This is a genomic window from Synechococcus sp. PCC 7336 (assembly GCF_000332275.1).
Taxonomy (GTDB): domain Bacteria; phylum Cyanobacteriota; class Cyanobacteriia; order Thermostichales; family PCC-7336; genus PCC-7336.
Genome location: NZ_CM001776.1, coordinates 479,907 through 505,257 on the forward strand (window position 1 = coordinate 479,907; position 25,351 = coordinate 505,257).

General features: G+C 50.8%; 17 protein-coding genes and 1 pseudogene. 16 read left to right on the forward strand and 2 right to left on the reverse strand.

Features of this window, described 5'->3' with window-relative positions; all coding sequences use genetic code 11:
- The first annotated feature begins 92 nt into the window (after positions 1-92).
- The 11 genes and pseudogenes from SYN7336_RS02335 to SYN7336_RS02375 all read left to right on the forward strand — a co-directional run bounded on the left by SYN7336_RS02335 (position 93) and on the right by SYN7336_RS02375 (position 16,892).
- A complete protein-coding gene (locus SYN7336_RS02335; RefSeq protein WP_017324306.1) occupies positions 93-1,364 on the forward strand; it encodes an ABC transporter substrate-binding protein in 1,272 nt (423 codons plus the stop codon).
- A 127-nt stretch (positions 1,365-1,491) separates the two neighbouring features.
- On the forward strand, positions 1,492-2,574 hold the full coding sequence (locus SYN7336_RS02340; protein ID WP_017324307.1) for a carbohydrate ABC transporter permease: 1,083 nt from the start codon (positions 1,492-1,494) through the stop codon (positions 2,572-2,574).
- Positions 2,574-3,464 (forward strand): carbohydrate ABC transporter permease, encoded by an 891-nt coding sequence (locus SYN7336_RS02345; RefSeq protein WP_017324308.1) that lies wholly within the window; start codon positions 2,574-2,576, stop codon positions 3,462-3,464. Before SYN7336_RS02340 ends, SYN7336_RS02345 begins: the two co-directional genes overlap by 1 nt.
- 57 nt (positions 3,465-3,521) lie before the next feature.
- On the forward strand, positions 3,522-4,634 hold the full coding sequence (locus SYN7336_RS02350; protein WP_038025684.1) for an ABC transporter ATP-binding protein: 1,113 nt from the start codon (positions 3,522-3,524) through the stop codon (positions 4,632-4,634).
- Positions 4,635-5,039: 405 nt separating this feature from the next.
- Complete coding sequence (locus tag SYN7336_RS31855) at positions 5,040-11,858, forward strand: LamG-like jellyroll fold domain-containing protein (protein ID WP_083885632.1); 6,819 nt, start codon at positions 5,040-5,042, stop codon at positions 11,856-11,858.
- 57 nt (positions 11,859-11,915) lie between these two features.
- A complete protein-coding gene (locus SYN7336_RS28540; protein ID WP_071590724.1) occupies positions 11,916-12,443 on the forward strand; it encodes a DNA/RNA non-specific endonuclease in 528 nt (175 codons plus the stop codon).
- A gap of 64 nt (positions 12,444-12,507) precedes the next feature.
- On the forward strand, positions 12,508-13,536 hold the full coding sequence (locus SYN7336_RS02360; RefSeq protein WP_017324311.1) for a nuclease A inhibitor family protein: 1,029 nt from the start codon (positions 12,508-12,510) through the stop codon (positions 13,534-13,536).
- A gap of 78 nt (positions 13,537-13,614) precedes the next feature.
- The gene (locus tag SYN7336_RS32585; protein WP_017324312.1) at positions 13,615-13,746 is read left to right on the forward strand and encodes a hypothetical protein; all 132 of its coding nucleotides are present in this window, start codon (positions 13,615-13,617) and stop codon (positions 13,744-13,746) included.
- 88 nt (positions 13,747-13,834) lie between these two features.
- Positions 13,835-13,984, forward strand: a pseudogene (locus SYN7336_RS32880) (hypothetical protein); the annotation flags it as partial.
- Between the two features lie 9 nt (positions 13,985-13,993).
- Positions 13,994-15,985 (forward strand): RHS repeat domain-containing protein, encoded by a 1,992-nt coding sequence (locus tag SYN7336_RS02370; RefSeq protein ID WP_017324313.1) that lies wholly within the window; start codon positions 13,994-13,996, stop codon positions 15,983-15,985.
- 292 nt (positions 15,986-16,277) lie between these two features.
- Positions 16,278-16,892: a tetratricopeptide repeat protein gene (locus tag SYN7336_RS02375; protein ID WP_017324314.1), complete on the forward strand. Its 615-nt coding sequence runs from the start codon at positions 16,278-16,280 to the stop codon at positions 16,890-16,892.
- Positions 16,893-17,322: 430 nt separating this feature from the next.
- Here the strand turns inward: SYN7336_RS02375 and SYN7336_RS02380 are convergent, their stop codons facing one another.
- Both SYN7336_RS02380 and SYN7336_RS28545 read right to left on the reverse strand, forming a co-directional pair.
- Positions 17,323-17,538 (reverse strand): hypothetical protein, encoded by a 216-nt coding sequence (locus tag SYN7336_RS02380; protein WP_038026390.1) that lies wholly within the window; start codon positions 17,536-17,538, stop codon positions 17,323-17,325.
- Positions 17,531-17,791, reverse strand: a complete 261-nt coding sequence (locus tag SYN7336_RS28545; protein ID WP_227498587.1) for a hypothetical protein — start codon at positions 17,789-17,791, stop codon at positions 17,531-17,533. Before SYN7336_RS28545 ends, SYN7336_RS02380 begins: the two co-directional genes overlap by 8 nt.
- Before the next feature lie 20 nt (positions 17,792-17,811).
- Here SYN7336_RS28545 and SYN7336_RS02385 point away from each other — a divergent pair, with 20 nt between their 5' ends.
- The 5 genes from SYN7336_RS02385 to SYN7336_RS02405 all read left to right on the forward strand — a co-directional run bounded on the left by SYN7336_RS02385 (position 17,812) and on the right by SYN7336_RS02405 (position 25,314).
- Entirely contained in the window at positions 17,812-19,476 is a 1,665-nt protein-coding gene (locus SYN7336_RS02385; protein ID WP_017324316.1) for an ISL3 family transposase, read from the forward strand.
- 94 nt (positions 19,477-19,570) lie between these two features.
- Positions 19,571-20,074 carry a tyrosine-type recombinase/integrase gene (locus SYN7336_RS24080; protein ID WP_255346700.1) on the forward strand — a complete coding sequence of 168 codons (504 nt, stop codon included), beginning with the start codon at positions 19,571-19,573 and terminating at the stop codon, positions 20,072-20,074.
- A 635-nt stretch (positions 20,075-20,709) separates the two neighbouring features.
- Positions 20,710-21,096: a hypothetical protein gene (locus SYN7336_RS02395; RefSeq protein ID WP_017324318.1), complete on the forward strand. Its 387-nt coding sequence runs from the start codon at positions 20,710-20,712 to the stop codon at positions 21,094-21,096.
- A 349-nt stretch (positions 21,097-21,445) separates the two neighbouring features.
- Complete coding sequence (locus SYN7336_RS32885) at positions 21,446-24,997, forward strand: RHS repeat-associated core domain-containing protein (RefSeq protein ID WP_017324319.1); 3,552 nt, start codon at positions 21,446-21,448, stop codon at positions 24,995-24,997.
- An 8-nt stretch (positions 24,998-25,005) separates the two neighbouring features.
- Complete coding sequence (locus tag SYN7336_RS02405; protein WP_017324320.1) at positions 25,006-25,314, forward strand: hypothetical protein; 309 nt, start codon at positions 25,006-25,008, stop codon at positions 25,312-25,314.
- Positions 25,315-25,351: the final 37 nt, after the last annotated feature.

Consider the following 25,351-nt stretch of genomic DNA (forward strand, 5'->3'; position numbering starts at 1 on the left):
GTTCTGGCCCGATCGATGCTGGAGGTTTAAGCTAAGGTCTGAGAGATGCCCCTGAGGAGATAATGTTGACCTTGCCATCCCCCAAACATCTAATGTTGCCAGTTCTTCTAGCAGGACTGTCGTTGCTCGCCGCTTGTGGCGGAGGGGGAGGCGAGACATCTGCCGATCGCCGCACGGACCAGCCCACCGTCACGATACTGGGAGTGGTGATTGGGGAACAGCAAGATAAGTTGGAGGCAGCCCTAGCGCCGTTTGAGGCAGAAACCGGCATTGACGTGGTGTATGAAGGAACGGACGCCTTTGCCACCTTGCTGCCGGTGCGGGTGGCGGCCAATAACGCCCCCGACATCGCCATGTTTCCCCAACCCGGTTTGCTGGCAGACTTTGCCCGCTCGGGAGATTTGATCCCCCTCAACCAGTTTATCGATCGCGATGTCCTCACCTCTGCCTATTCCCAAGACTGGATCGACCTCGGCAGTGTCGACGGAGAAAGCTACGGCATTTGGTATCGAGCCTCCGTCAAAAGTCTCGTCTGGTACAGTCCTCCTGCCTTCGACGCTGCAGGATACGACATTCCTAGCAGTTGGGACGAGTTAATTGCCCTATCCGATCGCATCGTGGCAGATGGCCGCGTGCCCTGGTGTTTGGGCATGGAAAGCGGCAGTTCCACCGGCTGGGTGGGCACCGATTGGATTGAAGACATCATGCTGCGCACGGCGGGGGCAGAGACCTACGACCGCTGGGTCGTTAACGAGTTACCCTTCGACTCCCCAGAAGTGAAGGCTGCCTTCGAACAATTTGGCAACATTGCCCTCAACCCCGATTATGTCGTTGGCGGCACCGTGGGTGCGATCTCGATCCCCTTCGGCGATTCCCCCAACGGTTTATTCAGCGAACCGCCCCAGTGCTACCTACACCGTCAGGCCAATTTCATCGCCTCCTTCTTCCCTAAAGACGTGGTGTTGGGTGAAGATGTTGCCATTTTTCCACTGCCCCCGATCGATCGCGCCAATGGCCTGCCCGTCTTGGTGGCTGGAGATGCCTTTGCCGCTTTGAACGACACCCCCGAAACCGAAGCCTTGATGAATTATTTAGTTACCACCCAGCCCCACGAAATTTGGGCAGGCTTGGGAGGCTTTATCTCCCCCTACAGTCAGGTCAGTTTGGATGTCTATCCCAACGCAATCGCTCGCCAGCAAGCAGAAATTTTAGCCAACGCCGAAACAGTGCGATTCGATGGTTCCGATATGATGCCGGGAGCTGTAGGCACGGGTTCTTTCTGGGCAGGGGTGACAGATTACGTTGGCGGCACGCCACTCGATATCGTGCTCTCAAACATTCAAGCCAGTTGGCCTCAGGAATAGTACTGACCGACATTGAATCCTCGTGTAAAATGCACTATTCCTCTCCGAACCCATTGCAAAGATTCAATCACGGAGGATTGGGCGAGATCCTTGCCCCGTCCCCCATGTAGATAGCCCCCGTTTCCCCATGAGGCTTCCCGCCATCCCTCGGTCTCTCTTCGCCAAAACCGCCATTATTGCCAGCACCCTCGTTTTGGGCTGCATCCTGGTCTTAGCTCTCGCCTTTGGCAGCAATCCTCTGATGACTCGCCTGCTGAGTGTCATTTTGGCGATCGCCGCTGGAGTGGTGGGGGTTATCGGGCTGTTCTACGTTCTGAATGCGTTGGTGCAAGGGTTGCCCTACCGCTGGCGACCTCGGGTGCTGCCCTGGGTCTTTGTCGGGCCTGCAGGAGTCGTTTTAGCTGCCTACTTAGTGCTGCCCACACTCAACACTTTTTACCTGAGCTTGCTCGATCGCCGTTCGGAAAACTTTGTCGGATTGGCCAACTACGCCTTCGCCCTCACCAATCGGGCGATGCTAATTGCCTTCCGCAATAACTTTTTGTGGCTGGTGCTGGTCACGGGGTTGAGTGTGGGGTTTGGTTTGGTCATCGCCGTACTGCTCGATCGCGTCAAATACGAGCCTCTGGCAAAATCTCTGATTTTCTTGCCCATGGCGATTTCGTTTGTGGGAGCCAGCGTGATTTGGCGGTTTATCTATGCCTTCCGCCCCGCAAATAGCGAACAAATTGGCCTGCTCAATGCTGCCATCACCCGCTTGGGATTCGAGCCCGTGGGCTGGTTGGTGGAGCGATCGGTGAATAATTTCGCCCTGATCGCCATCATGATTTGGCTATATACCGGTTTTTGCATGGTGCTGCTCTCTTCCGCCATTAAGTGTATTCCCGCCGATATATTGGAGGCTGCCCGCATCGACGGAGCCAACGAATTTCAGATTTTCTGGCGCATTATCATTCCCTACGTTCGCTCCACCATCGCTGTCGTTGCCACCACCGTCATCATTTTGGTGCTGAAAGTGTTTGATATTGTCTGGGTGATGACTGGCGGCAATCAAGGGACGGAAGTCTTAGCCAGCCGCATGATCAAAGAAATGTTCAACTTCCGGGATTTTGGCCGAGGCAGCGCGATCGCCGTCATTCTCTTCATCTTGGTGATTCCCGTTATCTTCGCCAACATCCGTCGCTTTCAGCAGCAGGAGGCCAATCGCTAATGACGCTTTCCAGCTCGAACCCCTCAACTTGGCGGCTCAAAGTCCAGAAATTTGCCTCCCGCCTTCCCCTCCACACGGCGATCGTCACGATTTGTTTGTTGTGGAGCTTGCCAACCACGGGTTTACTCATCAGCTCGTTACGAGAGCGAGAGGCTTTGCTGGCCTCCGGTTGGTGGACGGTATTGCAACTCCCCCTAGATTTCGCCCAATTCACTTGGGAAAACTACCTGCGGGTGGCGACGGCGGAAGGGATGGGACAGGCGTTTCTCAACAGCTTGACGATTGCGATTCCGGCCACGATTATGCCGATCGCGATCGCCACCTTTGCTGCCTACGCCCTGGCGTGGATGAAATTTCCGGGGCGGCAGTTGTTGTTTGGCCTGACGATCGCACTGTTGGTGGTGCCCCTGCAAATGACTCTGATCCCAGTCTTGCGGGCCTATAGTTCGCTGGGGCTATCCGGTACATTTCTCGGCATCTGGCTGGCCCACACGGGCTACGGCATGCCCCTCGGCATTTATCTGATGCGCAATTACATTGGGTCGCTGCCTAGAGAACTAATTGAAGCAGCCTCGGTGGACGGTGCCTCCCACTGGCAGATTTTCACCAAGGCGATCGTGCCGCTTTCGATTCCGGCGATCGCCTCTTTTGCAGTATTCCAGTTTTTGTGGGTGTGGAATGATTTGCTGGTGGCTTTGGTCTACCTCGGCGGCAGCCCCAATGTGGCTCCGGTGACACTGCAGCTGAGCAATATTGTGGGTTCGCGCGGTCAAGATTGGCACCTACTCACCGCCGGAGCGTTTTTGAGTATGACGATCCCCCTCGTCGTGTTCTTTGCCCTGCAGCGCTTCTTCGTGCGGGGGATTTTAGCGGGGTCGGTGAAGGGTTGATGGCAGCTTCTGCGGCGATCGCCACAGGTGGGTGTCGGTAATGGTAAGGAGATTGAAATGGCTGGAGTGGTTTTCGATCGCGTCACCAGACGATATGGCGATTTCACTGCCGTGAGCGAGCTCAGCCTAGCGGTTCGAGATCGGGAATTCCTCGTCTTAGTCGGACCATCTGGCTGCGGCAAAACCACGACGCTGCGGATGCTGGCGGGCTTAGAAGAGGTCAGCTCGGGGGAGATATCGATCGGCGATCGCCGAGTGAACGATGTGCCGTCGAAGGATCGCGATATCGCGATGGTATTTCAATCTTATGCCCTCTACCCCCATATGACGGTGTACGAAAATATGGCCTTTAGCCTGACGTTGCGGGGGATGAATCAAGCGGAGATCTCTCGCCGTGTCACTGAAGCAGCACAGCAGATGGGGATCGAATCGCTGTTGCATCGCAAGCCCGCGCAACTATCGGGGGGACAGCGGCAGCGGGTGGCGGTGGGTCGGGCGATCGTGCGCGACCCGGCGGTGTTTTTGATGGACGAACCGCTGTCGAATTTGGATGCCAAGTTGCGGGTGCAGGCGCGGGCAGAGATTAGCAAACTGCATCAAAAATTGGGGGCGACGTTCGTTTACGTCACCCACGATCAGGTGGAAGCTATGACAATGGGCAGCCGCATTGCCGTGCTGAAAGACGGAGTGCTGCAGCAGATCGATACTCCAGCCAATTTGTACAACCATCCCAAAAATGTGTTTGTGGCAGAGTTTATCGGCAGTCCGTCAATGAATCTGTTTGCAGCGCTATTGCTGGATCGCGACGGGGACTTAGTTGTCAAAACGGAGGCATTTGAGTTGAAGTTGCCCGAGCGCAAAGCCGAGCAATTTCGCCCCTATCGCGATCTCCCGGTTATCTTTGGCTTGCGCCCCGAAAATATTCACGACCCACAGTACCCCGTTCCAGACATCTCGCCTGAATCCGTCACGGCCAAAGTATCGGTGATGGAAATGATGGGAAATGAAGTGGTTGTGTATTTAGAAAGTCCCGATGGCAGCGAGTTTGTGGCCCGCATCGACCCGCGCACTGCCATGAAAGTGGGCGACTCAGTTCCCCTCTGGTTTGATATGGAGGGTTTACATCTGTTCGATCGCGATCGTCAAACCGCAATCCAGTGCGTTCGTTAAAGATGCGATTGAAGTCTTGCTGCTGCAGCGATCTAACCATTCTGAGAGGCGATCGCTTCACGATAGGAGCATCATGTTAATTTTTCCGATCGCCCTTTGCCCCTCCAGTTCCTCTCAGCCCTCGTTTCGCTAGCCGCGAGCACAGCTCGGGCAGCCTGCAAACCCAGACATCGCCCGATCTGAGGCGGTCGATAAGTCACAGACCCAAAGTCTCGATCGAAGCCTAAAGGCACTACTTTGCCGATTTCTGTTTTGATACCTATTTAATATTTCTTACGATTATTACGCATCTATTTATACTATTTCCGTGAATACACGCATGTGCGGCCGCTAGGTCGCTGTTAACTTTAAACCGTCTCAGGCATTTCATCACGCTCTCATAGTGTTTTCACGAACCTCCCATACATGGGGAGGTCACCTTCCGTAGACGGGACCGCAACGGTGGAGCAGGCGGTGACGTTGGAGGTGGTAGCCGACCCGATCGCCACCACCCGCGTTTCGGGAGTCATTGCCAGTACGCTGCTCGACCCAGCGACAGGAGAGCAACAGGTGTTGGAGGGAGTGCGCATTACCCTCGGTGAAGCAGAGACCTTCACGGCGGCGGATGGTTCCTTCACTCTAGAACTCCTGAATGGCTTCCCCGACATCAATGCCCTCAAAATCCACGGCGATTCGATTGCTGGGGCCTATCCATTTATTGCCGAGAGACTGCCGTTGGTGTTGGGCCAAGAGGCCATCGTCGGGGTGAATAATGTCATTACCCGACCGATTTATCTGCCGCCGATTGACGTAGACAGTGGTTCGGTTATTCCAGCGGGTCAAGACGTCACGGTCACCACCGATAAGATTCCGGGAGCGGCGGTATTTGTGGCAGCGGATTCGTTGCTCGATCCGCAGGGGAATCCATTTGGGGGCGTGTTGAGTATCACGGAGGTTTCCGCCGAGCTTACCCCAGCCGCCTTTCCGGACACCCTCAGCCCCGATCTGGTGGTGACGATTCAGCCAGGGGAGATGGTGTTTGCCCAGGCGGCTCCCCTGTCGCTGCCGAATTTAGCTGGATATGCAGCGGGATTTGAGTTGGATCTCTACTCGATTAATCCTGCGACGGGGGACTTCGAGGTGGTGGGTCGCGGGCGAGTCAGTGCTGACGGAACTGTCGTTGAAACGGTTGAGGGGGGAATTCGCAACAGTAGCTGGCATTTCTTTGCTCCAACCCCCCAGGCTCCGGGCCTCAACCAGCTCCATCCCGAATGCAATACCTGCCCAGCCGATACCAACAACCTCGAATTAGGTGAATCGAACAATCCCGATGGCAGTAATTTCAACTCTTCGGTTCAACTGTTTACAGGGGCATTAATTGAAACCCACGATCTAGCCTCCTACCAGTCTCAAGGGGTCAATCGCGGCCTTCAGCTCACCTACGACTCCCAACGAGCCAATCCCAATCATCTCGTCTCCTTCGGCTACGACAATGTCGACCCCACCGCCTTAGCGCCTAATTTTGAAGAGCGGCTGCGGTTGATGGCGCAATTAACCGTTCATGCCGATGGCTTCGATCTGGAAGCCGCTGGGTTTGAAGGGGGTCAATACGGCCTGCAGGGGGGAGAAAACTTCTGGAGTCTGCCGGCAGAAAGTGGCCCGGTCAATGCCTCCCTCCAAGTGGATTTGAGCTCGGTCAAGTCTGGCAAATATGACTATTCGTTGGAGAGTGGCATTCGTCTGTTTGTACGCAACCAGTTGGTCGGTTCGTCCAACACCACTCAAGGGGAACTGTTGCACGTCAATTCGGTTGATAGTGTCTTTGGCAGTGGCTGGGGCTTGGCGGGGCTGCAGGAGATTGTCGAGAATGCCGATGGTTCGCTGCTGCTGATTGATGGGGATGGCAGCGAGCTATTGTTCGATGCGCCCAGCCTTGCGGGGGAGCCCTATCAATCGCCGTTGGGGGATTTCTCCGAACTGGTGAAATTGCCGGATGGTACCTTCCGCCGCACGCTCACAGACCAGACGGTTTACGAATTCAACGAGCGCAACCAACTGGTGGAGATGCGCGATCGCAATGGCAACTCGAACCGTTACGAGTACGACCTGCAGGGACGATTTGTCAAAAGGGTCGATCCGGTGGGGTTGGAAACTCGGTTTGAATATACGGGCGATCGCATTACCTCCATCGTCGATCCGGCAGGCCGAGTCACCCGTTTGGAGCACGACGAATTTGGCAATCTCGCACGGATTGTCGACCCGGATGAATCGGCTCGTACTTGGGGCTATGACAGCCGTCATTTGCTGACGACGGAGATTACCAAGCGCGGTTTTGTGGAGGAGACGTTCTATGACGAGGCTGGTCGTGCGTCTCGGGCGGAACGTCCCGATGGGTCGGCAGTGCAGGTGGCTGGCTTTGAGTCGCAGGGGTTTGTGCGGGGGGATCTGACTCGCGATGTGACAGCAGCACCGCTGGCGGCGGGAGGTAGCGAACTCCAGGCCACTTATGCGGATGCGAATGGGAATGTGCGGGCCGCTCAACTGGATTTGGCCGGTCAGTTTGTCAATGCCAGCGATGGGGTTGGGGCTGGGGGAATTGTTCGACGCAATGCGGATAATTTAGTCGAGCAGACAACCGATGCCAGGGGCTTTCTGACTAATTACACCTATGACGAGCGGGGTAATGTGACCAGTATCAGCGATACCGTCTCGCTTTCCACAGGCGCGACTCTACCCCAAGCCTCATTATCTTTTGATGGAGTTGATGATTACGTTCAACTCAGCTCTTCCCCAATCGTGGCAGGTCTGCCCAATTCAACCATTGAAACCTGGGTGAACTTTAACTCAGTCACCAGTGAGGTCGGGGAGACGATTTACAGTGAAGACAATTCTGGGGGAACCATTCATCGGCTTTATCGCAATGATAATACGATTGGATTTGCGATTTGGAGAAGCGATCGTAGCGGCCAGTGGCGATATGTCAATGCAACCGTCGATATAGTCGCTGGAGAGTGGCTTCACATTGCTGGTGTTCTAGATGCCGAAGGAGGCATGATTTTATATGTGAACGGAGAAGAGGTCGCATTCAATAACAGTAATCTTCCTACCAATACCAATGTTGTCTCCACACAGCTTGGCCGCCATATCAATAATGGGGGTGGGGGATATTTCAACGGTAAGGTTGATGAGATTCGAGCCTGGGGAGTGGCACGCTCGCAAGCAGAGATTCAGCGCCATCTCGACTATCAGCTAGCGGGGAACGAAGTCGGGCTGCTTGGCTATTGGAGATTGGATGCTGGCGATGGTACGAATATTGATAACACCGCTGTTAGCTCTAACGATGAATTGACTGGAGACTTAACCAATGGCGTCCAATGGAGTGAAGATACTGCTCCTTTGAATAACCAATTTCTCCTCGAAGAGCTAGCTTATGATGAGGACTTTGAGGGCGACATCATCTCTTCTTCTCTGGATGAATGGACAAATAGCAACACCGACAACTCTCATCCAAATACTTTTAGTACATTTTTAGGTCGTTTTAGTAATAGTGAAACCACGCTCAATCTATCGACCACAGCAGGAGAGACTTATAATATAACGTTTGATTTATACGCGATCGACTCTTGGGATGAGAACAGCGCAATCAGCGGTCCAGATATTGTCAGGGTTGAAGCAGACAATACGATTCTGTTTAGAGAGGCGCTTGGCCTGACCAACGAACCGACATTTCGACCCCCTGATGAGTCTGGATATTTTGGATTTAGTTCGCAATATCAAGATGCGATTTACCGGGATATTTCCCTCACGTTTACCGCCCAAGATGGTCTGACCTCGTTACGATTTGCCGATGAGGGATTGCAGGGCTTATTCGATGAGTCTTGGGGGATTGATAATGTTCGAGTGGTTAAACTGACGGCGGTTGATGCGGCAGAAGGGAGTTCTCAACGATTTTCTTACGATCCCGCTTTCAACCAGCTCGCCAGCTACACCGACGAGCTAGGCCGCCAAACCTTTTTCGAAATCGATCCTACCAATGGCAATACCACTGAAATTCGGCAGGTGATTGGCCAGGACGATCGTACTTCTGTTGAAACTGACGATCTCCTCACCCTTTTTACCTATACGACCCAGGGACTGGTTGACACCATTACCGATCCTTTAGGCCGCATCACTGACAACGATTACGATGTCTTGGGTCGGCTTGAATCCACCACCGTGGCGGTGGGCACCGCAGACCAAGCTCAAGTGCGGTTTGAATATGACTTGGCAGGCAACTTGGCTACCTTTATCGATGAAAACGGCAATCGTACCAGCTACGAGTACGACGCACTCAACCGGCTAGAACGCATTATCGAAGCCGACCCCGATGGCGTTGGCCCGCTGCTTTCACCTGTTACTCTGTTTGACTACGACGCCTATGGGAATCTCATTGAAACCATTGATGCCAATGGCAATCTGACTCGCTACGAGTATGAGGAGCGCGATCGCCTCAGCAAGATTATTAATGCCAATAATGACGAGTCTACGTTTGAGTATGACGGTCAGGGGAATCTGATTGCCGAGACGGATTTTAGAGGGAATGCGACGACTCATTTTTATGACAGTCGAAATCGCCGCATCGCCAGCCTCGATCCTGAAGGTGGTATCGCCAGGTTTGCCTACGACCTAGATAACAACCTGATTCGGGTGGTCGATCCGCGTGGCAATGCCACTCGCTATGGATATGACGCTCGCGATCGCCTAGTCAGCACCACAGATGCCGAAGGCAACGTCAGCCGCTATGAGTTTGATGCGGTCAATAACCTGATTGCAACCGTCGATCGCAATCAGAACCGCACAGAGTTTGCTTACGACGACATCAACCGTCTCGTCCAGCAAATCGACCCCTACTCCAACAGCTATCTGCGGAGTTATGACAAAGCCAGTAACCTCACCAGTGCCACCGACGAGCGCGGCCACACCACTCAATTTGAATATGACGCCCGCTACCGTCTGACCAAAACCATTGATGCCAAGCTGGGTGCAACAGAATTCCGCTATGACGCAGTCGGCAATCTCCTCTCAGTGGAAGACGAACTGGATCGCCTCACCCAATTTGAATACGACGCCCTCAACCGTCAAATTTCCGTCATCGACCCACTACTTCAAACCACCCGCTATCGCTACGATGCGATCGGCAACCTCAAGGGGATCGATGGGGAACTCAACCGTACGGCGAGCTACGACTACGACAAGCTCAACCGAGTTGAAACTGTCACCAACGCCCACAACGACACCATCACCTATCGCTACGACGCCAATAGCAATCTCCTCTCCGTCAGCGACGAACTCAACCGCACCACTCGCTTTACCTACGACAAACGCAACTGGCAAACCAGCGTCACCGACCCCCTCATCCACACTTCAACCACTGCTTACGATGCCAACGGTAATGTTTTATCTGTCACCGATCCCCTCGGCAACACCACCCGCTACGCCTACGACACACTCAATCGCCAGATCGGCATTACGGATGCCAATAACGACACCACCACGTTGGGTTACGACGCCGTAGGCAATCTCACCTCTGTTCTCGACCCCGAACTGAACCTAACCGAATACGTCTACGACAAGCTCCATCGAGTGGAGGAAGAATCCAGCCACGGAGACGTGCGCACCTTTGCCTACGACGCCACCAGCAATCTGACCTCGATGGTCAATGCCAATGGATTTGAGACTACCTATAGCTATGACGAACTCAATCGCCGCATCAGCGAGCTGGGGTACAACGAGCTGGGCGAGCTGCTGAACAATTACTTCTACGAGTTTGATGCCGCCGACCAATTGCGAGCAGTTGGAGATAACTTCCATCGCTACGGCTACACCTACGATTTAGCCGGTCGCCTTACCTCTGTCTCGAATGCAGGCAGCACGGGGGGTGTGCCTCAAGTGGACTTCGCCTATGGCTACGATGCTGCCAACAACCGCACCTCTGTAACTGACACCATCGCCGGAGTTGAGACTGGACTGGAAACCTTTGAGTTTGACCTGCTCAATCGGGTGACTCGCCTTACTCAGTCGGGGGCGAATGTGGCCGAGAAGTCTGTCACTTTCGGCTACGACGCTGCCAGTCAAATGACGAGTGTGGGCCGGTTTAGCGATTTGGCTGAGACTCAGTCTGTGGCCACCAGTATCTACCAATACGATCTGGCCGGACGGCTGGAGCAATTGACCCATGCGAATAGCAGCTCTACGGTGGCTGATTATGGATTTACTTACGATGCGGCCAGTCGGATTACCCAGCTGACTTCTCCAGATGGGGAATCGGTGTATAGCTACGACCAACGGAATCAGTTGACAGGGGCTGAGTATGACTATCAGGGGAATGAAGACTATACCTATGACGGCAATGGCAACCGCACGAATGCGGGCTATGTCACTCAGGAGCGCAATCAACTAGTTGAGGATGAGAGCTATGCCTACACCTATGACGGTGAGGGGAATCGAGTTACTCGGCTGGATAAGGCAACTAGGGAGTTAGAGACGTTTGAGTGGGACCATCGCAATCGACTGCAGGGGGTGGTCACAACTGATATCAACGGCAATATCATCGAGACGGTTGATTACGAGTACGACATCTTCGATCGGCGGATCGAGAAGACAGTTGACCCGGATGGCGGTGGGGTTTTAGCAACGCAAACAGAGCGGTATGTGTATGATGGCGAGCATATTGCGCTGGTGTTTGATGGGCAGGGGAATCTCACCTATCGATATTTGCATGGACCGGCGATCGACCAAGTGTTGGCGCAAGAAGATGCCGGTGGCGAGGTGCTGTGGGCACTGACAGACCATCAGGGCACTGTAAAAGACCTGCTCGATGCTAATGGCAATCTGGTCAACCACATTAGCTATGGTAGTTTTGGCAACATCACGGGCGAGACGAATTCTGATATTGAGTTTCGCTTTGGTTATACGGGTAGGGAGTTTGATAGAGAGACGAAGCTCAATTATTATCGAGCTCGGTATTACGATGGTAAAGTTGGAAAATTCATTAATGAAGATCCTCTTAGCTTCTTGGCTGAAGATGCAAATTTATATAGATATGTATTTAATTCTCCAGTAAATTTAATCGATCCTTTGGGCCTGGATGGAGGGACTGTTATTAGTCAAACAAGGCAGATAGCGCTTTCTGATGGAACGACGATTTTCGATACGCTCAATAATAGCCAGGTCAAATTCTCTACCTCGCCAGAAAGTAGTTGGTAAGTAAGTAGATCTGGAACAGAACCTTCTGTAGGAAATAACACGATTATATCAGACATTGTGAATGCCCTGATCGTTTATAATCCTAATGCAATTCCTATACGCCTACCGACCGTAACACCTTGGGGTGGAAGGTATCAAGGTGGAGATATAGCGGATACGAATGGACATATAATTGCCCATATTCTTGGTGGTTCAAACTTCAATCGGAGTAATTTTATTGCTCAGAATTCAAGCATAAATTCGGGAGGATATAGAGAATTTGAAAGACGAGTAAGAGAACACCTAGAAGAACTAGGCAAAGACTTTAACAGGCAAGATTATGAGGATTTAAAGGAAATCTTGGAAGAGGCAACAAGAGCATGCGTTGCAATACCAGACAATGTGCCTGCAGTAAATGTTCGTGTTAAGTTAGTACGAGACGAAGAATTCCCATTACTTGGATCTCCATTCAGACCTAACATTATTGTTGCAACAGCTGCTTTCTCAGATGGTACAATCTTCGAAGGAATATTCTTCAACGATCCAAACCGCCAATCTAGACCAGGTGTTACATGGACAATTAGGACAAACAGACCTGCTCCTTGAAAAAAAATCAAGCTAATTATTTTTGGTTTTTGCTTGCATAGATAGACCCTTGGAGATCATTTGTATGATGCGGAATGATACAGCTGGACTTCTAAGCTCAATTGATTCGAGCATTCAAGGCTTGTTCTTTGAGACAGAGACTGATTATAGATTGAAGCCATTTGTTTGGGATGTGAGCACACAGGGGGAGTTTAATATCAGCCGCTTGCTAAAGTCCATAGGCACTTTGGTCGCCGTCGAATTAGACGATTTCTTGAGTTGGGGAGAGTATTTAGAAGACTTTAAACAGTGGCAAGAGTTTCTAGATCAAAATCCAGAGTATTTAACTAGCGAGGGCAATAGTAGAATGCCTATGCCACTTTCTACACGCCTTCAAATAGCTCGAGAACGAGAAGAGGAATTCAGAATTTTTAACTCAGAGTCAGCTGTAATGGAGAAACGTTATCTTTCTTTGCTTGAAAATATACAAACGCACGTCAACGAACTGCAAGTCTACAGAGTCATTAAATATGATGAAGTGACTCACAACTACGATTATAGTAATGATCTAAATTCATCCAAGGATGTTTTTGAGTCATTCAAAATCTTAGTGGGTAAAGTGATGAATGATTGCTGGATTGGTATTAGTCCAATCAGCAGAAATGTAGAATTTCCAAGCCGCCCAACTCCTGAAAGATATATGAATAGACGTATTTTGCGGTATGAGGAAGAAGTAGAAAAAATTTTATCTAAACTCAAACCTATTCTTGATAAGCTGAAATTTGTTTGGCAAGACTGCCACAATATCTATAGCAAACGAGATAAGTATGCTTTTGATTATGCTGAAAGTAAAGATGAGCTAATTAGTAGACTTCTGCATTCATCAAATTTTCTCAACACCTGGGAGTTTAAAGGAATGGCTTCAGGAATAGAAGGAGTGTACCTTGTTGAGGATGGTGAAAAATTTAATGCTATCGATGAATTGCTACTCTCAAATCTAAATGGTTTACGTTTTTATGTAATTGGAACAATTTCTATGTTTGATATTTATGTTATAGGTAAAACTCAAAGTGGTGATTGTTTAGGTTTCTCGACTATAGCCATGTGGACATAAGGAGAACGGAACAACCAGGGAAAAACGTATGAGAGCGAAAAAAACCGGGGGAAAGCTTGTCAGCAGTAGGATAGAGGCATGTCAGCACCTATCGATCCATTCGTCTATCAGTTGCGAGCGCTCCTGCTGGGGATGGAGAGCGGAAAAACCGGGGGAGATTACATCCGGCAGGACAGTGAATCCCAATCGCACCTGGATTTTGATGCCTGATGGCACTGTTTGGGACAGGTATCGGATGAGGGCAACTATCGCTCGATCCTAGTATTCATAGGGTTTCCCCTGTTTTTTTACGCTCTCCATCACCCGCTACGCCTACGACACGCTCAATCGCCAGATTAGTATTACGGATGCCAATAACGACACCACCACATTTGGTCACGATGCCGCTGGCAATCTTATCTCCCTACTCGACCCCGAACTGAACCGAACCGAATACGTTTACGACAAGCTCCATCGCGTGGAGGCAGAATCCAGCCACGGAGATGTGCGTACCTTTAGCTACGATGCCACCAGTAATCGGATCTCGATGGTTAATGGTAATGGATTCGAGACCCTCTATAGCTATGACGAACTCAATCGCCGTATCGGCGAGCAGGGATATAACGAGCTGGGCGAGCTGCTGCAAGATTACGTCTACGAGTTTGATGCTGCCGACCAACTGAAAGCAGCAGGGGATGCTTTCCATCGCTACAGTTACAGCTACGATCTAGCCGGTCGTGCCACCTCAGTCTCGAATGCAGGCAGCACGGGTGTTCCTCAGGTGGACCTTGCCTACGGCTACGATGCTGCCAACAACCGCACCTCTGTAACTGACACCATCGCCGGAGTTGAGACTGGACTGGAAACCTTTGAGTTTGACCTGCTCAATCGGGTGACTCGCCTTACTCAGTCGGGGGCGAATGTGGCCGAGAAGTCTGTCACTTTCGGCTACGACGCTGCCAGTCAAATGACGAGTGTGGGCCGGTTTAGCGATTTGGCTGAGACTCAGTCTGTGGCCACCAGTATCTACCAATACGATCTGGCCGGACGGCTGGAGCAATTGACCCATGCGAATAGCAGCTCTACGGTGGCTGATTATGGATTTACTTACGATGCGGCCAGTCGGATTACCCAGCTGACTTCTCCAGATGGGGAATCGGTGTATAGCTACGACCAACGGAATCAGTTGACAGGGGCTGAGTATGACTATCAGGGGAATGAAGACTATACCTATGACGGCAATGGCAACCGCACGAATGCGGGCTATGTCACTCAGGAGCGCAATCAACTAGTTGAGGATGAGAGCTATGCCTACACCTATGACGGTGAGGGGAATCGAGTTACTCGGCTGGATAAGGCAACTAGGGAGTTAGAGACGTTTGAGTGGGACCATCGCAATCGACTGCAGGGGGTGGTCACAACTGATATCAACGGCAATATCATCGAGACGGTTGATTACGAGTACGACATCTTCGATCGGCGGATCGAGAAGACAGTTGACCCGGATGGCGGTGGGGTTTTAGCAACGCAAACAGAGCGGTATGTGTATGATGGCGAGCATATTGCGCTGGTGTTTGATGGGCAGGGGAATCTCACCTATCGATATTTGCATGGACCGGCGATCGACCAGGTGTTGGCACAAGAAGATGCCGGTGGCGAGGTGCTGTGGGCACTGACAGACCATCAGGGCACTGTAAAAGACCTGCTCGATTCCGATGGCACTCTCGTCAATCACATCAGCTACGACAGTTTTGGCAACATTACGGGTGAAAGCAATCCTGATGTAGAGTTTCGCTTCGGGTATACAGGGCGGGAGTTTGATGAGGAGACAGGAAACTACTACTACCGGGCTCGATACTATGACCCTTCTATCGGTCAGTTCATCAGTCAAGATCCATTAAGTTTCGGTGCTAGTGATGCCAATCTTTATCGCTATGTTGGAAATTCTGTTGTCAATCTGACCGATCCTTCTGGGTTATTTGCTTTGCCTCTCGCCATACCACTAGTACCAGTTATTGTTATTGCTGGTTTAGTTGTAGTGGGTGTAATAATTCTTTCACAGACAGAGGTACCACCTTTAGTCTGGCCCTTAAAAGGTGATCCTTCCCCCCTACCTCGTGCCCTTCCTGAAACTGATACAAGCACTGATATTACTCCTCGTGTTGAGCCAACACCATCGCCATCGCCATCGCCCGTTCCAGTTCCTTGGCTTGAGCATGACACTCAGCCCGATCCTCTCCCAGACCCATTACCACCGACTACTTGTTCTGAAGATAATAATGAGAGAGAATTTAGATGTGAATTAGTACGTCAATCCCCAATGCCTGCATTGGGCAGAGAATTATGTCAATATCATTGTCAAGGAGATCCACGTAGTTGGTTGGTTCATGGTTTTGTGCCATTAGGAGAAAAATGTCCTGAAGGAGTAGATTGGCTCCCACCAGATCGAAACCTAGAGCCGGCTGGTTGAAGCAGGGTAAACGCATCTTAAATCAAAATGCTGAATAGACTGACACGTAAAGCTTTTAGCCATTGCTGCTCTGCTGATAAGAGCTTTAACCGTTCTAAGTCAGAACGCATGCATGGGCTTTCAGTGATTATTTATTGAGAATATTGCCAACTGTTACCTTTGACTAAGAGGCTATGAGTTTTGCCAGATAATCATTTGATCGATCTCATAGTAAGATGCATTTTTTCTGCTGGTTGAATGAAATAAATTCCTCAAAGTTTCTGATGTTTTATTACTCCATGGAGATATATAAATGGATACTTTTGAAAATGGAGATTTTGCCTATCAAAATAATGAATTTGATAAAGCATTTAGGATTTTCCAAAAACTTGCTGAGAGTGGAGATGTCAAAGCTCAAATCTCTCTTGCTGGAATGTATTTTTCAGGTCAAGGCACGGATTCCAATTTAGTTGAAGCTTCTAAATGGTATCGATTTGCAGCTGAGCAGGGTTATGCGATTGCCCAAATAAATCTTGCTACTATTCTTTTTGAAAGCAATCCTAAAGAGTCAATTAAGCTATTAAAATTAGCTTCATCTCAAGATATGCCTCTAGCACAATCAATGTTAGGAGATATATATTCGGGAATATATGGATTGTCTAGTGATTTTGAAAAAGATTATAGACTATCAAAAAAATACTATGAAAAAGCTGGGGAAAAAGGTTTTTCTTATGCTTACCATAGACTAGGGGAAATCTATCTTGATCTTAAAAAATACAAGCAAGCTTTTAAATATTTCGAGAAAGCAAGTAAAGAAGGATATGCTCCTTCACAATTAATCCTAAGTCAAGCCTATCAAAAAGGATTACTTGGTTTAGAAATTGATCCTAAAAAATCTGAATATTGGCTAAATAAATCCCGGTTTTAGAGCGCGAGGCTTGAATTCGGGTGGGGCGGGCACCCGCCTACCGCATTAGATTGACTACTGCTCATCCCCGAGGCTGATACGTAAATGAAGTCGCTTTGCTCCGCTTGTTCCGCATCGCCGGTGATCAAGCGCACGGTCGTGCAACGGCAATGCTAGTCCCCCCACCCGCGCTAATCGCGCCTCCCAATTCGCGCCAAGCCGCCCCCGCGCAACCCCGCTAATGCCCAACAGTGCCATCAACGAAGCAGGGGCAACGCACCCACCCACCCGCCGTAGCTGCTTGGCGCGGGAAAAAACACGGGCACGACCCTCAAGATTGTTTTGCTCCTCAAAGGTAAGAGCAGGTAAACCTGCCCTCACCTTCGAGGTCGATTTCCATTGTCTAGAAATAAGGTGCATTTTCGAAGCGGGATGCACCTTATTTCTTCATCTATGAATGCTGGCCAGAATCCTGCTGAAATCTCTCAATCACCTCGGGGTAATTCTCCATATCCTCCATCGATTTCAGAGGCGGATAAGAAGTCCAAGTTGCCTCAGCTTGAAGTCTATCCATGTAGGTATGGAATGCCTGGTCATCCTCACGGTGGGATAACACGTAAGCCTTCAGCTCTTTAAGGGACATCATCTGCAAATCTACTTCACTCATGAGTTTTATCCCATCTCCCTTGAGCATCAATGGTAATCACTGTTTCTTCACCCGCAATGAAAGCGATGTTACCAGTACGTTCATCAATGCGAATTAAGTCAATGGGCAGGTAAAACTTGGTCGCCCAAACCGAAAGAACAAAACACTGGTACAACTGTGCAGTCGTTGGCAACGCCCTGCAAAATAACGCCAACTTCGGGGTCTTGTCCGCTTTTGGTGATGCAGAGAAGGTATAGGAGAATACCAGGTGCAAACCCTCACTCTGCCAAGCCCGTGGAACTTTTACAGCATCTCCTGCCCAGCCAAACGGATGTGAGCTTGAACAGTTGGAGTATCGATCCGGCCAACCAACAGCTCGTTGTTAACCTCTGCTCGACTCAAACGGTGGCCTGTTGCCCGCTGTGTCATCGCTCCACCGATCGCATCCATAGCCACTATGAGAGAACGTTGAGGGATCTGCCATTAGTTCAATTCACGCTGACGATATTGCTCCAAGTCTGTAAGTTCTTCTGCCTCAACGAGCGTTGCCCTCGGCGTATCTTTACGGAGCGTCTGCCCGAGGTTGTCGCGCCTTGGGCCAGACGCACGACTCGCTACACGGCTCAACTGGAAGCGATGGGCTTAGCCCTCGGTGGTTCGGCAGCAGCCCGCTTGAGCCATCAGCTCGGATACGGATACAGCCGCAACACCATCTTGCGAGCCATCTCCAAATTGCCCCTACCAGTCATGGCCACGCCAAAGATATTGGGGGTGGATGATTTCGCGTTTCGCACGGGTCATCATTACGGAACGATCTTGGTCGACTTGGAGACCAACCAACCGATCGCACTACTCCCCGACCGGGCGGCTGGGACCTTAGCAGCCTGGTTGAAAGAGCATCCTGGCGTGAAGATTCTCTCGAGAGATCGCTCCAAAGCCTACAGGCGAGGCATGAGCGATGGAGCACCCGATGCCATCCAGGTAGCCGATCGCTTTCATCTGTTGCAGAATCTCGAAGAGGCTTTAGAGAAAGTCTTTAAGGGACAAACCCAGTCGCTCGAACAGGTTGAGCAGCAACAGATTCAAGCCCAACAGCCAACCGAAGCACCGACCCCCGAAGCTGCTCCGGATAGATATCGAACCCAAAGGGAAGTCAATCGGGCCATACGACTGGAGAAGTGGGAACAAACCCATGCTCTACGCAAGCAAGGCTATGCCATTAAAGACATTGCCCATCACCTCGGCATTGGCGAGCGAACGGTGTATACCTACCTGGCCGCGTCAACGTTTCCGGAATGGCAATATCCTGTGGGGCGGCGGAGAAACCCCAGTTGTTTGGATCCATACAAGGCTTACCTGTCAGAGCAATGGCAGCAAGGGCGCCAACAAACTAAACAGTTGTTTGGCGAGATCCAACAGCAAGGGTACCCGGGCAGCTATATGACCGTCGCCCGTTACACTCGGCAGTTGCGTTGCTCTCTGCCCTCCATCAAGCCCAGCCGAGAATCCCTCAATGACTTACCGGGTCGGGGACCAGCGCCATCACCCGCCACACCAGTGTCAGAGCCTTTGAGTGCCAAGCGGGCGGCTTGGCTGCTGTTGACACGGCCTGAAAACCTTACGCCTGAGGAGAAAACCCTGCTGGAAAAACTGGGCCAGCAGCCAAAGTTATCGGGGGCGATCGCTCTGGCTCAGGGGTTCATCAAACTGGTGCGCGAGCGACTGCCTGGGGAATTCGACGATTGGCTGGAGACAGCTGTGAGCAGCTCAATCAAGGCATTACGGAGTTTTGCCAAGGGTCTTCAAGAAGATTACGATGCGGTGAAAGCAGCTCTCACACTCGAGGTGAGCAATGGGCCAGTGGAGGGTCAAAACAACCGACTAAAAATGCTGAAACGGCAGATGTTTGGAAGGGCTGGGCTCGAGCTATTGGCCAAGCGCCTCATCCTAATCAGTTGATTCTTATACGAAATAAGCGCCTCATTTAGGACAGATTTAACGATCACCAAAAGCGGACAAGACCCCGAAGTCGGATGAATATGCACGGGGTACTTTGATGGTGCGTCAGGGGAAAGGACGCAAGGACCGCATGATTCCCATTGGCGCTCGGGCCGTGGCTTGGATAGAGAAATATCTGGCTGATGTGCGGCCCCATCTCTGTTGCGGTCATGAGGATGGCCGTTTGTTTCTCTCTCATCTGGGGGAGCCGCTGACTCCCAACCGCTTGACTCAGTTGGTTCGCTCCTATGTCGATAAGGCTGAGCTGGGCAAGACGGGTAGTTGTCATTTGTTCCGTCACACGATGGCGACGCTCATGCACGAGAATGGAGCTGATATCCGTCACATTCAGGCGATGCTGGGTCACGTCAGTCTCGATACCACTCAGATTTACACCCAGGTCTCGATTAAGAAGCTCAAGCAGGTTCATACCCTCACTCACCCGGCTCGTTCCGAGCGATCGCTCTCCGTCGATTGGGATGGACAGACTGAAGAGACACCCGCCACAGCCGATGAGTTATTCGCCACCTTAGCCGCCGAACAGTTGGACGAGCAGTAGAATTGATTCAACTCTTGCCTCGGGGGGCTTGCTCAAATAACAACCATCACCGTCTTTTTCCTTAGCCGCTCAAACCCAGTATTTATCGGAGAAAATTACATCTAAAAAGTGAATTGCCTCTGACTCAATTATTGGCCCAAATAGTGGTCTCTTTACAGCTGACAATGCTGGCAGTCTATTTTCTGGGCAAGGTAATACCACACTTGACTTATTCGGTGGTCGCAACTCCCAAGTTCCCGGAGCAATCAATGTTGATATCATTGCCGAGCAGGGTGTCAGAGCTAATATATTGTCCGATGGACTTTCATTTATTCCGAGCAATAGTGTTGATAGAGTTACTACCTTCAATCCATTCATTCCAGAAGGTAGTAATAGAAACATGCTAGATTTCCTGCCGGAAGCTGCACGTGTCACCAGACCAGGAGGCCGAATTATAGTTAGTGGTACGCCCAACAATAGATTTGCACAAGTTGATCGAGTCAGCCCCGAAGTGCTAAGCAATTTGAACTTAAGGATAGTCCAGGAAAATATTCCACTTCCACAGGAGTTTGCTAACTTCCAATTTTTTAGAACAGATGGTGCACCAATTGATAATGATAGCATAGTGACTACTATACTTGAGCGAATACAGTAAAATGATCACCGAAAACTATTTTGAAGATTTACATTTTACAGAATGTAACATCGGAGAATTTAGCTTCTCTGATAAAGATTTATACGTGAATATCGACTCTGGCTTGTATATATTTGGAGAGCATCCGTTAAAGGGAATTATCCAACCATCTGACTCATGTATTGCTATCTTCAAAAATGTAATTTATTCTCACAGAATACTAGCTCTATATTCAGAAGATCGCAAAGGTTTTACAGGAGAAAAAATAGTAGACAAAAATATAGCTCAACCCTCGGAAGGCCAAAACTACAAACGGTTTTCTATCGAAGGAGTATCAAAGAACCCGCCAGCTTGGCTAACTTGGGATATCGATGCCGCTTCTTTCATGCTGGAGACAATCAGCTCCTAGTAGAGGAGAGCGAGTTAGGGTGGGCACTGCCCACGGAACAAAATCTATCAGGCATCCAACCCTACTCCTAGGGTGTCGATTCTATCCACAAGGCTTCCTGCACATTTTCTATGCTTAAATTCCAGAAAAAGAGCTTAATCTATAAGGCTTTCATAGCTTTAAAAGTAGACACAGAAGTTGCATGGACTATAAAGATAATGCAACTTTTGTGTCATCCAGGATCTAGCTAAAATACTGTATCACCTAAATTAAATAGGTTTTATCAGGCACTCAAAAGGGTGATGAACTTAGAGCACAGGCTGATTGCCCTACCCTACTCTCCCGAGGCTGATACGGTTTTACCGATGAATTGGGGCGCACCACTCGCTTTGGCTACGATGCGCTCGATCGCCAAACACGCATCACTGATGCTTTAGGTAACTCGACGCTGTTCGGCTACGATGCGGTCGGCAACTTGACCTCGCAAGCCGATGCTTTGGGCAATACCACCCGCTTTGTTTACGACGAGCTCAATCGAGAGATCGCCACGATTGACCCACTCGGGTTTACTACTACCTCCACTTACACTGCCGTCGGCACTCTCGCATCCATCACCGACGCATCTGGCAATACCACTACCTATGAGTATGACGTCCGCGATCTGCTGGTGCGCGAAACCAACCAGTTGGGTGACAGCCGCAGCTACAACTATGACGAAGTCGGTAATTTGACCAGTCTGGTGGATCGCAACGGTCGCCAAACCGCTTACAGCTACGACAGCCTCGATCGCCTCACGCAAGAACGCTTCTTAGACGATGCAGGCACAGCTGTCGAGCAAATCGACTACACCTACGATGCCGCCAGCCAACTGATAGGCATCAGCGACTTTGATTCCAGCTATACCTACCGCTACGACGCCGCTGGGCGCCTCACCCGCAGCGACAATACCGGTACTGCCGGAATCCCCACCTTTACCCTCGACTACACCTACGACGCCGTCGGCAATCGCCTCAGTGTCACCGACAGTATTGACGCAGTCGAAACTGGTGTCGAACGCTTTACCTACGACTCACTCGATCGCGTCATTGATATTACGCAAACAGGGGCAGCGGTCAGCGACAAGCGTGTCAGTTATACCTACGATGCCGCCAGCCAACTGATTGGCGTTGAAACTTTCAACGACTTAGCGGGGACGCAAGTGGCGATCGCCACCACCCACAGCTTCGATGCTGCCGGTCGTCTGGCCAATATCACTCATACTGACGCAGGCGGCACAGTCCTGGCCGACTACACCTACAGCTTCGACGCAGCCAATCGCATCACCGCCATCCAATCGCTCGATGGTCTCAGCAGCTTCAGCTACGATGCCAGCGGCCAACAACTCGAAGGCAACTTCGACTTCCAAACTGACGAATCTTTCAGCTTCGATGCCACCGGTAACCGCACCAATACCGGTAATATCGTTGGTCCCAACAATCAGCTTTTAGAAGACGAGAACTTCACCTACGCTTACGACGCGGAGGGCAATCGCACCCAACGCACCGATAAGGCCACGGGCGAAGTCACCCAGTACGAATACGACCATCGCAACCGCCTCACCTCTGCCATCACCCTCGACAGTAGCGGCAACGAGACTGGGCGAGCGGAATATACCTACGATGCCCTAGATCGCCGCATTGGGCGCACTGTGGAGGGACAAACCGAGCGGTATCTGTATGACGGTAGCGATATTGCCTTAGTGACGTACGAGAGCGGTGAAGTTACCCAAAGGTTCCTCCACAGCACATCAATCGATCGCGTCGTGGCGCAAGAGGATGGGGCGGGCAATGTTCTGTATGCCCTGAGCGACCATCAAAACACGGTGCGGGATATAGCCGACTCTACTGGCACGGTAGTCAACCACCTCACATTTGACAGCTTCGGCAACATCACCAGCCAGAGCGATGCCAGCGTTGAATTCCGCTTCAGCTTTACGGGACGAGAGTTTGATGAGGAAACGGGACTGTATTACTTCCGCGCCCGCTACCTCGACCCATCCACCGGTCAATTTATCAGCCAAGACCCGATTGGCTTTGCTGCTGGAGATGTCAACTTATATCGCTATGTGGGGAACAGTCCGCTCAACTTTATCGACCCCAGTGGCAATCAGGCAGAGTCGCCACTTCAATTTAATTTGAGCGTGGAGAGCGGCTCTACTATTCCCCAAGCAACTATTAACGAGCTACGCGATCGCTCCAACGAGATCGCTGAAGGTAGTAAGACATCCCTTCCCGAAACAACCATTAACCAGACACTTGCGAGAGCTCGAGAGATCGCCGAGCTGAGAGCAACGGAATTCAGCCCAGTCAACCCCGAGCCTGTGTCTTTTGATGAGAGGACTTCTGTATCACCAAGCGCTGAAGCCCCCGAACCGCCGATTGCCGAAGCTCCCGAACAGCCCACTCTAACTCCCGAGCCAATCATTGACGAAGGGGCCGATATCATCATCACGCAGGACGATCTACCCCCGCGCGCTCCCTCTCCCAATCAAGGCACCGAGCTGTCCAATAGCGAGCACAACCCCGTGCCCGAGCCTGCGGTCGACGAGCCGGAAGCAGAAATCAACGAGCCAGAAGAGCCCCTACCACCTCGGGATCCCCGCCCCAATCGTCCCCGCGATCCTCGTCGCCGAGTCGGCCCCTTTGTGGTGTCTCCCGATGCTGTGAATGGCACCGATGGACCAGATGTTGCTGGAATCCAATCCACAACCTCCTCTACTCCTGGAAATACTGACAGCCTTGCTTCCTCTCCACTGTTTGACTCCACTCCCAACCCGATCGCTCCTCTCACGGCTATTGATGCATTCAACAACAGTTCCCAAGCACTCGTTACAGGCGCGATCGTTGGTGGTTTAGCCTTAGCTGCAGCACCCGTTACTGCTGCGGTTGTGGGAGTCACATTGGCTGTGGCAGTGTTTGGGTTTAGCCTCAGACGGCGCTCTCAACAGGCCGCCAGTCTAGGCAGAAGCCAGAGTGTTGTCGATGGCTCGACTCTGGTCGGCCCCTTGGGTCGTTCTGAAGTCGAAACTCAGCTTAGAGTTTTCACGGGTGCCGTGGGTGATATCACTGGTGTCACTCAACTGATTCAAGGCGTGACGGGTCGAGATTTCGTCACGGGTGCAACGCTGTCCACTCAGCAGCGTAGCGAAGACTTGGGGACTGGTGTTTTGAGTACCGCCACTGAGGTGGTTGGTCTCATCACTACGGCTGATGAAGTGGTTCGGACATTCACTGCTAACAGTCGCAATTCTGGACCCATACGCTTGAGTAATTCACGAGAGGTGGCATCCGAGTCAGCTCTTGGCGATGCTGCTGAAGGGATTTTTCCGCTAGTCCCAGGGCGCCGAGCAGATAACGGAGCACTTAGCGATCTTGACTTGAGCGAATTGACTGCACTGAGAGGGGCTGGTTTAAGTGACGGTGAGATCGCTCGTCAACTTCAGCTACTGGGAGGTACTCCTCTATTTCGTGGCACCACAAGGGACTTTCCTGGGAATCCCATATTACAGCGGTTAGGAATTTCGCCTGCATCTACAGATCCTCTGGTAGCAACAGTTTTTGCTCTTGAAGGCAAAGCAAGAGGTGGAGATCCCATAGTTTTGTTCGGAAATGCACAAGATTTTGGCAGCCCTGACATAAACTTAGGGAATGTGAGGAGAACCTTGGAAAGAGAGGTGGCTGTTGGTATGTCTCCATCAGACTTTGCTCGTAACGCACCAAATTCTATATCGGCTGATAGGGCCAGACAAATCCTAAGTGAGTTAGGTGTAGCAGACCTACCGCCTTCAATTGGATCTGTTCAGGAGGCAACACAAATCTTAGAAAATACTCCTCGTTTAACACCTGAGCAAATTCTCGAGTTCACGAGGCGTGCAGCAAATTAAGGTGAGTCATGGAATTTTTGATTGATTCTGTAAAAGAAATAGAAGATTTGCTCTATGTTGAAGGTGCTTGCAATAAGGGTACAATAAAAATAGGTGATACTTTTCAGAAAGTGTATAGAAATATTCTAGCCAGAACGCCCGAAGGGAACTATGAAGTAACTGACATAGAAAATCTTAGATATGTCAACCTGAAGATCGTAATGATTAAAGCTTATGGTCACGCCATTGATGAGTTATATTCAGGCATGTCAGGAGGACTGTTTCTTGAGGGATCTAAAGATGTAAGCATCTCTAAGCAAGATATATTAGGAGGTTAACTCAAGGGCACCTCGATTAATTCAGGCTTATTGAGAA